The sequence below is a fragment of the Streptosporangium sp. NPDC050148 genome, from assembly GCF_055586505.1.
The window spans coordinates 72625-84335 of the sequence record NZ_JBVJIA010000030.1; the positions used below are offsets into that span (position 1 = coordinate 72625).

General features: G+C 72.6%; 10 protein-coding genes. 3 read left to right on the forward strand and 7 right to left on the reverse strand.

Annotated elements, in window-relative coordinates; all coding sequences use genetic code 11:
* Window positions 1–31: 31 nt before the first annotated feature.
* The 5 genes from ACZ6RT_RS28680 to ACZ6RT_RS28700 all read right to left on the reverse strand — a co-directional run bounded on the left by ACZ6RT_RS28680 (window position 32) and on the right by ACZ6RT_RS28700 (window position 7858).
* Window positions 32–1330 (reverse strand): saccharopine dehydrogenase family protein, encoded by a 1299-nt coding sequence (locus tag ACZ6RT_RS28680; RefSeq protein WP_470157151.1) that lies wholly within the window; start codon window positions 1328–1330, stop codon window positions 32–34.
* Between the two features lie 322 nt (window positions 1331–1652).
* Window positions 1653–2924 carry an extracellular solute-binding protein gene (locus ACZ6RT_RS28685; RefSeq protein WP_470157152.1) on the reverse strand — a complete coding sequence of 424 codons (1272 nt, stop codon included), beginning with the start codon at window positions 2922–2924 and terminating at the stop codon, window positions 1653–1655.
* Between the two features lie 161 nt (window positions 2925–3085).
* Entirely contained in the window at window positions 3086–4618 is a 1533-nt protein-coding gene (locus ACZ6RT_RS28690; RefSeq protein ID WP_470157153.1) for a CoA-acylating methylmalonate-semialdehyde dehydrogenase, read from the reverse strand.
* Window positions 4615–5913, reverse strand: coding sequence for an aspartate aminotransferase family protein (locus ACZ6RT_RS28695; RefSeq protein ID WP_470157154.1), 1299 nt, complete (start codon window positions 5911–5913; stop codon window positions 4615–4617). Before ACZ6RT_RS28695 ends, ACZ6RT_RS28690 begins: the two co-directional genes overlap by 4 nt.
* A 427-nt stretch (window positions 5914–6340) precedes the next feature.
* On the reverse strand, window positions 6341–7858 hold the full coding sequence (locus ACZ6RT_RS28700) for an MFS transporter (RefSeq protein ID WP_470157155.1): 1518 nt from the start codon (window positions 7856–7858) through the stop codon (window positions 6341–6343).
* 54 nt (window positions 7859–7912) lie between these two features.
* Here ACZ6RT_RS28700 and ACZ6RT_RS28705 point away from each other — a divergent pair, with 54 nt between their 5' ends.
* Window positions 7913–8683: a TetR/AcrR family transcriptional regulator gene (locus tag ACZ6RT_RS28705; protein ID WP_470157156.1), complete on the forward strand. Its 771-nt coding sequence runs from the start codon at window positions 7913–7915 to the stop codon at window positions 8681–8683.
* Here the strand turns inward: ACZ6RT_RS28705 and ACZ6RT_RS28710 are convergent.
* Window positions 8671–9036 carry a winged helix-turn-helix transcriptional regulator gene (locus ACZ6RT_RS28710; RefSeq protein ID WP_399196524.1) on the reverse strand — a complete coding sequence of 122 codons (366 nt, stop codon included), beginning with the start codon at window positions 9034–9036 and terminating at the stop codon, window positions 8671–8673. The two genes, ACZ6RT_RS28705 and ACZ6RT_RS28710, sit on opposite strands and share 13 nt — an antisense overlap.
* Window positions 9037–9215: 179 nt before the next feature.
* Between ACZ6RT_RS28710 and ACZ6RT_RS28715 the strand changes: the two genes are divergently transcribed.
* Window positions 9216–9866 carry an NADPH-dependent F420 reductase gene (locus tag ACZ6RT_RS28715; RefSeq protein ID WP_470157157.1) on the forward strand — a complete coding sequence of 217 codons (651 nt, stop codon included), beginning with the start codon at window positions 9216–9218 and terminating at the stop codon, window positions 9864–9866.
* A 160-nt stretch (window positions 9867–10026) separates the two neighbouring features.
* On the opposite strand, the gene ACZ6RT_RS28720 is transcribed toward ACZ6RT_RS28715, so the two are convergent.
* A complete protein-coding gene (locus ACZ6RT_RS28720) occupies window positions 10027–11031 on the reverse strand; it encodes a helix-turn-helix transcriptional regulator (RefSeq protein WP_470157158.1) in 1005 nt (334 codons plus the stop codon).
* Window positions 11032–11129: 98 nt separating this feature from the next.
* On the opposite strand from ACZ6RT_RS28720, the gene ACZ6RT_RS28725 reads away from it, so the two are divergent.
* Window positions 11130–11549: a VOC family protein gene (locus ACZ6RT_RS28725; protein WP_399196521.1), complete on the forward strand. Its 420-nt coding sequence runs from the start codon at window positions 11130–11132 to the stop codon at window positions 11547–11549.
* Window positions 11550–11711 lie beyond the last annotated feature (162 nt).

Here is an 11711-nt window from a genome sequence, read left to right on the forward strand (position 1 = left end):
AGGCGGTGACGGCACCGTACGCAAAGGGGTCTCAGGCGACCAGGAGGGAGGCCCCGGCCACCGAGTCCTCGGCGACCCCGGGGACCCCGTGGACCTCGGGGACCCGGGCGACCCCGGTGACCCCGGCGGCCTGCTCGCGCATGCCCCACGGTGAGCCGTAGGCGTTGAGCAGTTCCAGGAAGGGCACCGCGTCGAAGGCCTCGGGCCCGAGCACCCCGGTCCCCGACCAGACGCCGGTCGCCAGCAGCTCCAGGGCGACCACGGGGTGCACGGCCGTCTGCCAGACCACTGCCTGGCAGCCGTACTCGCGCATCGACCACTCGTTGTCGACCACGTGGTAGAGGTACACCTCGCGCGGCGCGCCGTCCGTGCCCGTGCCCTTCACCCAGGTCCCGGCACAGGTCTTGCCCCGCATCCGGTCGCCCAGGGTGGCCGGGTCCGGCAGGCTGGCCGCGACCATCTCGCGCGGCGACGCCTCCACCCCGCCCACCCTGATCTTGCCCGCGTTGTCCAGTCCCAGCTTGCGCAGCATCTTCAGCACCCCGATGAACTCCTCACCGAGGCCGTACTTGAACGTCACCCGCCGGGCGTCGATGTAGCGCGGCACCAGGAGCACCTCCTCGTGCTCGACGTTGACGCACTCGACCGGCCCGATCCCCTCGGGGAAGTCGAACACCTCCGGCTCGCTGAACGGCTCGGTGGTGTGCCAGTGGCCGTCCTCCCAGACCACCGGGGGGTTGAGGCACTCCTCGATGGTCGTCCAGATGGAGAACGTCGGGGCGAAGTCGTAGCCGTCGACCACCAGGTTGGACCCGTCGCGGATGCCGATCTCCTCGATGTCCCGGAACAGGTGGTCGGCGGCGTAGCGCGCGAAGACGTCGGCCAGACCCGGTTCCACGCCCATGCCGACCAGCGCCAGCCCGCCCCGCTCCCGCCACGCCGCGCCGCGCGCGAACTGCTCGTCGCCGAGCTTGACCCCGGGCAGCTCGTACGGCCTGCGCGGGTGGGGGCGCGACAGCGACATCGCCATGTCCAGGTAGCCGGCCCCGGCGTCGAGCGCCGCCTCGAACAGGGACATGGTGAACCGCGGGTCCACCGCGTTGAACAGCACGTCACAGCGGTGCTCGGCGAGCGCGGCCCGCACCGCCGCCCGGTCGGAGGCGTCCAGTCCGATGGCACTGAAGCGCGGGTCCGCGATCCGGGCCACGACGGCGGCGGCCCGGTCTCGGTCGAAGTCGGCGACCACGATGTGTTCGAAGAAATCCCGGCGCGCGGCGATGGGGACCACGGCGGAGCCCACGCCGCCCGCCCCGACAAGCAGAATCCTCATAACGGACATAATACTCACTGACTGGTCGACCAGTCGATAGAGAATTCATGATCCAGGCATCGGATCCGCGCCCAGAATGGATCATGACAACGGAAAGCGTCGTCCCGGCCCGCCTGCGAGGACGGGAACGGAGAAGGGCCCCTTTGCGCGATCTCGGCCCGGAAGGACGGCCCTTGCCCGAAGGACGGACCCGATCCGGGAGCACGGACCCGGCGCAGGAGGACGGACCCGGCCCGGGAGGAAGGGTCAGGAGAAGCGGACCCGGCCCGGGAAGAACGGATCCGGGAAGCTCAAGGAGATCGACCGGGGCGACGGGCCCCGGTCACCTCACCAGGTCCTTCCAGCGTTCCGTCCACTCGGCGTAGTCGGCGCACGTCCCGCCCCGGCCGCCGCAGTCCGGTGTCGGGCGTGAGGCGAACAGCACGTCGCGCAGCCCGCGGCCGTCGCGGACGCGGTAGACGTCGCATATCCGGCCGGCGCGCCCGCCGCACGCCTCCGGGTTGGCCGGGGCGAGCCCGGTCCAGGCCGCGGCCGAGCGCTGGGCCCGCTCCGAGCTCGTCCAGTCGAGCCACCGGTAGGCACAGTTCGGGCTGGCCGACCGGGCCGAGATCATCCAGGAGTCGACCCACCCGGTCACCGGCCCTGCCTCCGCGGCCCTGATCTCCCGGCCCGCCCTGCGGAAGAGGTCCAGGTGGTAGGGAAGGGCCTGGGCGATCCGCACCGACCCGGACGACATGGCCCTGACCAGGTCGAGGGAGTCGTCCCAGTAGAGCCGGTCGGGGCCGTCGCCCCGGGCCAGCAGCGCGACGGCCGCGTCGAGCTGCGCCGAGGTGAGCTGGAACGGGTCGTCGATCTCGGGGTCACCGCCCCGGCCGAGGGCGAGGGCGGCGTCGGCGATGCTCAGCGGGCTGTCGCGGATCGCCGCCGGAGCCCTCTCGTACAGCGCCGGGGACTTGCGCGTCCCCTCCCCCTCGTAGATCACCCGGTTGACCCCCCACAGGTAGGGGACGCCGTAGACCCGGCCGTCCTCGCGCAGGCCCGGCAGCTCGCGCAGGCGCTTGGGGATGTCCCAGTACGCCGTCACCAGGGAGGTGTCCAGCGGCGTGACCTTCTCCTCGGCCACCAGCAGCCCGGCCAGCTCGGGCGAGGGCGAGACCACGTCGTAGGTCCCGGCGGCGAACCTGGCGGCCATCTCCTCGGCGGTCCGGACCCGGTCGACCCGTACGACGCAGCCGCTCTCGCGCTCGAAGGGCGTGACCCAGTTGATCCGCGAGCCCGCACCGCCGAACTCGACGTGCCCCTGGAAGGTGAGCACCTGCAGGGCCCCCTCACCCTTGCCGATGGACGCCGACGGCGTGGGAGAGGCCGACGGAGCGGGAGAGGCGGGGGTCGCGGTGATCCCGGCGGAGGGCGTCACGAAGGGCACGGGGGTGGCGGTCACCGGGGAGGAGGACGTCGCGGCCGGCGACGGGTTCCCCACCGGCCGGACCGCGCTCACGGTCCCCGTCCCGGTCTGGGCGCACGCGGCGAGCAGCAGACCGCCCGCCCCCAGCAGCGCCGCACGACGCGCCCGGCCGAGCCTGTCCCCGCCCACGAGGTCTCCTCCCGACGTCCACCGACCTGCCCGGGAGCCTACCGGCCCTCCCCCGCCCCCGCAGGCGCGCGTGCGCGGCCCCCGCCCGGGGCCGTCACCGGGCGGGGGCCGTACCGCGATCATCCGTCGCCGGGGAGCCCGGCCGCGACCGTCCCGCCGGTCTACCCGTTGACGGGGAAGCCGAGGTTGACGCCGCCGTGGCTCGGGTCGAGCCAGCGGGAGGTGACGACCTTGCCGCGGGTGTAGAAGTGCACGCCCTCGGTGCCGTGCATGTGGGTGTCACCGAACAGGGAGGACTTCCAGCCCCCGAAGCTGTAGAAGGCCATCGGGACCGGGATCGGCACGTTGATGCCGATCATGCCGACCTCCACCTCGTTCTGGAAGCGCCGTGCCGCGCCGCCGTCGTTGGTGAAGACCGCGGTGCCGTTGCCGAACTCGCCGCCGTTGATCAGCGCCAGCCCCTCCTCGTACGAGGAGACGCGGACGATCGCCAGGACCGGGCCGAAGATCTCCTCGGTGTGCACCCGGGACCCGGCCGGGACGTGGTCCAGGACCGTGGGGCCGAGCCAGAAACCGGGGGTCTCCTCGGCGGCGGCGCCTCCCAGGACGGGCGTGCGGCGGCCGTCCACGACGAGCTTGGCGCCCTCGGAGACGCCCAGGTCGAGGTAGGAGACCACCTTGTCCCGGTGGGCCCCGGTGATCAGGGGTCCCATCTCGGAGGCCGGGTCGTCGCCGGGGCCGACGGTCAGCTCGGAGACCCGGGAGACGATCCGGTCGACCAGCTCGTCCCCGACCGGGTCGACGGCCAGCACCACGGAGATCGCCATGCAGCGCTCGCCCGCGGAGCCGAAGCCCGCCGACACCGCGGCGTCGGCGACCAGGTCGAGGTCGGCGTCGGGCAGGACCAGCATGTGGTTCTTGGCGCCGCCCAGCGCCTGGACGCGCTTGCCGTGCCGGGTACCGGTCTCGTAGACGTACCGGGCGATCGGGGTGGAGCCGACGAACGAGACCGCCTTGACGTCCGGGTGCTCCAGCAGCCGGTCCACCGCGACCTTGTCGCCCTGCACGACGTTGAACACGCCGTCGGGCAGCCCTGCCTCCTTCCAGAGCGCGGCCATCAGCAGCGACGCCGAGGGGTCCTTCTCCGAGGGCTTGAGGACGAAGGCGTTGCCCGCGGCGATCGCGATCGGGAACATCCACATCGGCACCATGGCCGGGAAGTTGAACGGGGTGATCCCGGCCACGACGCCCAGCGGCTGCCGGATCGAGTAGGAGTCGACCCGGGTGGAGACGCCCTCGGAGAAACCGCCCTTGAGCAGGTGCGGGATGCCGCAGGCGAACTCCACGACCTCCAGCCCCCGGGCGACCTCGCCCAGCGCGTCGGAGTGGACCTTGCCATGCTCGGCGGAGACGAGCCGGGCCAGCTCGTCGCGGTTGGCGTGCACGAGCTCGCGGAAGCGGAACAGCACCTGCGCGCGCCTGACCAGCGAGGCGTCCCGCCAGGCGGGCCAGGCGGCGACGGCGGAGGCCACGGCCGCGTCGACCTCGGCCTGCGAGGCGAGGTGGACCCGTCCGGCGACCTGCCCGGTCGCGGGGTGGAAGACGTCCGCGGTACGGGTCCCGCCCCCGGCGCCCTGGGCGCCCTCGGCGCTCTCGGCGGGGCCGCCGCCGATCCAGTGGGTGACGTTCCTCACGAGGCGACCTCCGCGTTGACGGTCTCGAGCGCGTTGACGATGATCCCGAGGCCCTCGGCGGCCTCGTCCGGGGTCAGGGTGAGCGGCGGGGCCATCCGGACCACGTTGCCGTACAGGCCGCCCTTGCCCGCCAGCAGGCCCGCCTTCTTCGTCTCCTCCATGAAGCGGGCGGCGAGCGCCGGGGCCGGTGCGCCGGTCGCCGGATCGACCAGGTCGAGGGCGAACATCAACCCCTTGCCGCGGACGTCGCCGACGATCGGCAGGCGCGGTGCCGCCTCGCGGAGCCCGTCGATGATCAGCGCGCCGGTCCTGGCCGCGTTCGCCTGAAGGTCGTGGTCGAGCACGTAGTCCAGCGTGGCGTTGGCGGCGGCCATCGAGAGCGGGTTTCCGCCGAAGGTGGAGAGCCCGACGGCGTGCAGGCCGTCCATCAGGTCGCCGCGGGCCACGACGCCGCCCACCGCGAAGCCGTTGCCCAGCCCCTTGGCGAAGGTCATCATGTCCGGCGTGACCCCGTGGTTCTGGATGCCGAAGAAGGCCGATCCGGTACGGCCCCAGCCGGTCTGCACCTCGTCGGAGATGAACAGGACGCCCTCGTCGGCGAGCACCTCCCGGTAGGCGGCGAACAGGCCGTCCGGGGGCATGGTGAAGCCGCCCACGCCCTGGACGGGCTCGGCGATCAGCGCGGCCACGTCGCCGCCGACCGCGGTGGAGAGCACGTGGCGCAGGTCCTCGACGCAGGCGGCGATGTAGTCGGCGTCGGACATTCCGCGGAACGGGGTCAGGTGCCGGTCGGCGCCGTGCAGGAAGTGCACGTTGAGCGGCGAGAGCGAGCTGTTCTTCCAGGCGCGGTTGCTCGTCACGCCGACCGCGCCGAAGGAGCGGCCGTGGTAGCTCTGGCGCATGGCGAGCACCTGGTCGGACCGGCGCGCGTAGGTCGCCAGCAGCAGCGCGGTCTCGTTGGCCTCGGTACCGGAGTTGGTGAAGAAGACCTTCGCGTCCGGGATGCCGGAGAGCCTGGCGATCTTCTCCGCCAGCTCGACCTGTCCGCGCATCAGGTAGAGCGTGGAGGTGTGCACGACCCCGGTGGCGAGCTGCCGCTCGACGGCCTCGCGCACCTCGGGCACGTCGTACCCGATCATGTTGGTCAGGATTCCGGCGAAGAAGTCGAGATAGCTCTTGCCCGACGCGTCGATGACCCGGTTGCCCTTGCCCCCGACGATCTCGATGGGGTCGTCGTAGTAGAGGGCGAGCCAGCTGGGCATTACCGCGCGATGACGCGCAAGGAGGTCCGACATGTATCGAGTATCGCCGGTCGGGCCCACCGCTCCTACCGTCAACGTGTCGGTATGTGCCGATCAAACCCGTCATGTTGTCAGCGATGGGGCAGGTGGTGAGGACGGGTCCGCGGGCCGGGCCCGCACGGCTTGCGCCATGCGACGGATGCCGCAAGCCGCACGGGGGTCGGCGGAGGACCCCGCTCCTCGGTCCGGCCGCCCGCGCCCGGCGGGGGCCGACGAGACCAGCATCTCCCCCGCCCGCCGTCGAGGCAATCACGTACGCCGGACGAAAGGATCCGGGACGATCCACGACGCACGCCCTCGCGTGAGGGCGTCACGAAGGTCTCTGGATCGCGGAGATCTCGGAGGTGCCGAAGGTCGCAGAGGTCCGGCGGGCCCCGAAGATCACCGGATCACGGGGACCACGGGGACCACGGGGATCGTCTCAGCCCTCCGTCCTCACCAGGTCCGCGTCCACGCCCGGTCCCGCCGTCTTCGCGGGCGCGGGCCGCAGCACCAGGAAGGCCAGGGTGGCCGCGGCCAGGGTGAAGGCGACGCCCACCCAGGAGCCGAGCGACATGGCCGAGACGAACGCCTCGCGCGCGGTGCCGATCACGCCGGGGTCGCCCAGGCGCATGGCCTCGCCGATCGACTCGCGGGCGGCGGCGGGCACGTCCGCGGGCATCGACGCGGTGTAGAAACCGGCGAGCACGCTGCCGAGCACGGCGATGCTCAGCGCCATGCCGACCTGCTGGACGGTGTCGTTCAGCGCCGACCCGACGCCGGCGTGCGCGGGCGGCACGGCGCCCATCAGCGTCGCGTAGGCCGCCGGGCCCGCCAGCCCGCCGCCGATCCCCATCAGCATGAGGCCGGCGATCAGCACGCCGTACCCGGTCTCGGCGGTCATGAAGGCGAACACGGCGAAGCCGCAGGCCATCACGGCGAGGCCCACGGCGACCAGCAGCCGGTTGCTGACCCTGGTCCCCAGACCGGCGCCCACCGCGTTGAACAGGGCGGCGGCCACCGCGTACGGCAGCAGCGCCAGACCGGCCCGCATGGGGCCGTAGCCCAGCACGAACTGCAGGTACTGGGTGAGCATCAGCAGCAGCGCGCCGGTGCCGAACGACATCAGCACGATCGAGAAGGACGCGCCGCTGAAGTTCCGGTCGCGGAACAGCTCCAGCGGGAGCATCGGGTGCTCGGTCCTGCGCTCCCAGATCACGAACGCGGTCAGCGCGACCACGGCCACGGCCGCCGCGACCAGCGTCTCCGTCGAGGTCCAGCCCGCGGACGGCGCCGAGATGACCACGTAGACCAGCGCGCCCATGCCGGCGGTCGACAGCAGCACGCCGGCCGGGTCCAGCCTTCTCGCCGGGCCGCGCGACTCGGGCATCAGCAGCACGGCGGCGATGCCCGCGACGATCGCGACCGGCACGTTGAGCAGGAAGATCGAACCCCACCAGTAGTTCTCGAGCAGGAAGCCGCCGAGCGTCGGACCGGCGATCACGCCGACCATGGCCACCGCGCTCCACGCGGCGATCGCCTTGCGGCGCTCCTCCTCGTCGAAGACGGTGATCAGGATCGACAGTGTGCTCGGCATGAGGATGGAGCCGCCGACGCCCATCAGGGCCCGGGCGCCGATCAGGTGCCAGGGCTCGGTGACCAGCACGGCGAGCAGCGAGGCTCCGCCGAACAACGCGAGCCCGATGATCAGGAAACGTTTGCGGCCGTAGCGGTCGGAAAGGCTGCCCGAGGTGAGCAGCAGCCCGGCGAAGACCAGGACGTAGGCGTCGATGATCCATTGGATGTCGGCCGGGCTTGCGCCCAGGTCGACCATGAGGGCCGGGATGGCCAGGTTCAGGACGGTGTTGTCCACCACCAGGACCAGCAGGCTCAGGCAGAGCACCCCGAGGATCCACCAGCGCCTCGGGTCACGTTCGTCTCGTACAGTGTTCGATTCCACTCGCACACTGTACGACATCGTCGAACGGCGTACCACCGGATTTATGCTGGTCGTGTGAAAGAGCACTTCAGCTCCGTCTGGACGCGCGAGCCGCGTACCACCAAGAGCCCGGCGCTGGGCCGCGAGCAGATCGTGCGCGCGGCCATGACGCTGCTGGACTCCGAGGGTCCGGACGCGCTGAGCATGCGCCGCCTGGGCGCCAAACTCGGGTCCGGGGCCACCAGCATCTACTGGTACGTCGCCAACAAGGACGAGTTGCTGGAGCTGGTCCTCGACGAGGTCTACGGGGAGTTCGACGTCCCGGACGTCGACGAGACCAGCTGGCGCAACGTCGCCGCCTCCTTCGCCTACGGCATGCGCCAGGCGCTGATGCGCCACCCCTGGGTGATCAACCTGGTGGGGTGCACCCCCGCCCTCGGCCCCAACGCGATGCGGATGATGGGACGGCTGGTCGCCACCTTCGACCGGGCGGGATTCCGCGGCATGGACCAGGACTACGCGGCCTCGGCGCTGATGTCCTACGTCATCGGGGTCACCACCCCCGAGCTGTCCTGGCGGAACACGATGGAGCGGACCGGGCTCGACTCCAACGCGCTGAACGCGGCCATCCAGCCGGTGGTGGAGAAGGCCGCGGCCGACCACCCCGAGCTGGTCGCCCGGTACGCCGAGTTCAGGGGCATGGACGTCGACACCGCGAGGGCGCTCAACTTCGAGTTCGGCCTGACCTGCCTGCTCGACGGCCTGGAGGCCCGCCTGAGCCGGGCGGCCTCACACCCGGTGGCCCCTCCGGCGCCACCACCCGCCCGTCCCCGTCACTCCTCCTGACGGTCCTGTGCGGCGAGCACGGCGTCACCGTGGGACTCGGCCCACCGGGACAGCATCTCGATGGGCTCCAGGAGGGTCCGGCCGAGGTCGGTGAGGTCGTACTCGACGCGGGGCGGGACCTCCGGGTAGGCGCGCCTGCCGACCAGGCCGTGCCCCTGGAGGCGGCGCAGGGTCTGGGTCAGCATCTTGGAGCTGATCCCCCCGATGAGGGCCTTGAGGTCGCCGTAGCGCCGCGGCCCCTTCCCCAGGGCGAAGACCACCACGACCGACCACGTGTCCGCGACGACATCGACCGCGAGCCGGGCCGGGCAGTCGGCGAGGAACACGTCCCCGGGCCGGTCGAAGTCCGCCACCTGCCGCTCCCCCCGTCCGGCGTCCCCGACAGGAACCTGCGGGTAACCATCGGATCCGTACCGTGAGTACCGATCGGCGACGGGCCTCGTGAGACCCGGGCGCGCCCGAGGGCACATCACGCGCGTCCGTACCCGCCCGTCGCCGCCGGTGACCATTGTGCCAATGACGGAGGAAGAGCATGAGAATCGGCGTTCTGGGTGCCGGGCTGATGAGCGGCGCGCTGGCCACCCGCTGGGCCGGGGCGGGGCACGAGGTCCTCGTCGCCGGGCGGACGCCCGAACGGGCCGCCCGCCTGGCGGGCAGGATCGGCGCGGGTGCCCGGCACGGCACCCTGCGGGAGGCGGCCGCCTTCGGCGACGTCGTGCTGGTGGCGATCCGCCACGAGGGCGTGCTGTCCACGCTGCGGGACGCGGGGGCCGACGAGGGAGCCTTCCGGGGAAAGACGATCATCGACTGCAACAACCCGGTGGAGGTCGGGGACTTCACCCTGGTGACGCCCCCCGGCACATCGCTCGCCGAGCGGATCCAGGATCTCGCGGTGGGCTCGAACGTCGTCAAGGCCTTCAACCTCTGCCAGGCCAGGGTGTGGGGGATGACGCCCCCGGTGTTCGACGGCCGGCCACTGGCCGTCCCCTTCGCCGGCGACGACGCCGCCTCCAACGCCCACGCGAGGACCCTGATCACCGGCCTCGGCTGCGCGCCCGTGGAGATCGGGGCGCTGCACCGCGCCCGCCATCTCGAGGCGATGGCCGCGATCGTCATCGGCCTGCTGCACGGCGGGGCCGACCCGCACACCGTGTTCAACCTGATCACGCCCGTCGCGGCCTGACCGTCCGGACGGCGCGCGTGCGGGACCCGTGCGGTGTCCGTGCGGTGCCTGTGCGGTGCCTGTGCGGTGCCTGTGCGGTGCCCGGCCCGCGGAGCGCGGATGACGCGGCGCGGCGAGCGACGCGACGTCGTCACCCGCGCGCAGCCCCGCCGCCCCCGCGTCACCCGGATGCCGGTCCGGCCGCCTCCGCGTACCGGGCGGCCAGGGTCCGCAGCAGGACGCGCAGCTCGGGCGGGTCCAGGACGGTGAAGGGGACGTCCAGGCTGCCGAGGAAGGCCGCCAGGTCGTGCAACGAGTCGGCGCCCGTCTCCAGCAGGCAGCCTCCCCCACCGTCGGCACTGGCGGCACCGTCGGCACTGGCGGCACCGTCGTCGGCGCGCAGCAGCCCGGCGGCCGGGGTGAGCCGTTCGGAGATCACCTCCAGGGGGGCGTGCAGCCGGACGCGGGCCGGGTACCGCAACGCCGCCGACCCCGCCCCGCGCAGCACGTGCGCGGCGGCGTCACCGTCCGGCAGGGGACGCGGGGCGAACCGGGGGCCGTTCGGGGTGCGGGGCCGGACACGGTCGGCGCGGAACGTCCGCCAGTCGCCGCGCTCGTCGTCCCAGGCCAGCAGGTACCAGCGCCGCCCGGTGTGGACCAGGCGGTGCGGCTCGACCGTGCGGACGCTCTCCTCGCCGTCGTGGCCGCGGTAGTCGAAACGCAACCGCTCCCGATCCCGTACGGCGGCGGCGATCACCGCGAGCGTCCCGGCGTCCACGGTGGGGACGCGGCCCGGCACCGACAGCGTCGCCTCGCGCAGCGCGTCGATCCGGCGGCGCAACCGGGACGGCAGCAGCTGCCGCAGCTTGGTCAGCGCCCGCAGCGAGGTCTCCTCGATGCCGGTCACGGTGCCACCGGCCGCCGCGTGCAGGCTGACGGCCACCGCGACCGCCTCCTCGTCGTCGAGGATCAGCGGCGGCAGGGCCTTGCCCGCTCCCAGCCGGTACCCGCCGGCCGTACCGGTCGTGGAGTGGATCTCGTAGCCGAGGATGCGCAGGCGTTCGACGTCGTTGCGGACCGTCCTGGTGGTGACGCCGAGCCGGTCCGCCAGCTCGGCGCCGGACCAGCCCGGACGCGCCTGGAGCAACGACAGCAGCCGCAGGAGCCGGACCGAGGTTTCCAACATCCGCCCAGTCTCCCAGTCCTTGAGGAACCGTGGCTTCCTCAAGGGCTCGTAACGTCCCGGATGTACGGCGAGAGCCGCCGTCGAGGAGGGGACACGACATGCTCCGAGGATTCGCCACGGTCGGCTTCTACGCCGACGACGTGGTCGCGGCGCGGGCCTGGTACGCCGAGCTGCTCGGCGTCGAGGCGTACTACGAGATGGCCGGGCCGGACGGCGTGCCCGCGTACGTGGAGTTCCGCGTCGGCGACTACCGGCACGAGCTGGGCATCATCGACCGCCGTTACGCGCCGGGAGGGCCCTTCACCGGTCCCGGCGGGGCCGTCGTCTTCTGGCACGTGGACGACCTGGCGGCGACGGTCGAGCGGCTGCTGCGGATGGGGGCCGTGGAGTACGAACCGATCACCGAGCGGGAGGCGGGCTTCGCCACCGCCTCGGTGACGGACCCGTTCGGGAACGTGCTCGGCGTCATGTACAACCCCCACTACCTGGAGGTCCTGCGCTCGTTCCGGCCCGCCTGAGACGGGCCGAGACGGCGGAGCCGGTCGGTCACCGGCTCCCCCGGCCTCGGGGGGGGGGGGGGGGGGGGGGGGGCGGGGGGGGGGAGGGGGGGGGAGGGGGGGGGGAAACCGCAGGAGGGGATGTCCCCACCCTGGACCACCGGGTTTTATTGGGGTCTTCTT

Bases quoted from the DNA above. Each gene is read 5' to 3' on its own strand.
- ACZ6RT_RS28720 (WP_470157158.1), bottom strand. From the start codon at position 11,031: ATGTTGGAAACCTCGGTCCGGCTCCTGCGGCTGCTGTCGTTGCTCCAG.
- ACZ6RT_RS28725 (WP_399196521.1), top strand. From the start codon at position 11,130: ATGCTCCGAGGATTCGCCACGGTCGGCTTCTACGCCGACGACGTGGTC.
- ACZ6RT_RS28715 (WP_470157157.1), top strand. From the start codon at position 9,216: ATGAGAATCGGCGTTCTGGGTGCCGGGCTGATGAGCGGCGCGCTGGCC.
- ACZ6RT_RS28680 (WP_470157151.1), bottom strand. From the start codon at position 1,330: ATGAGGATTCTGCTTGTCGGGGCGGGCGGCGTGGGCTCCGCCGTGGTC.
- ACZ6RT_RS28695 (WP_470157154.1), bottom strand. From the start codon at position 5,913: ATGTCGGACCTCCTTGCGCGTCATCGCGCGGTAATGCCCAGCTGGCTC.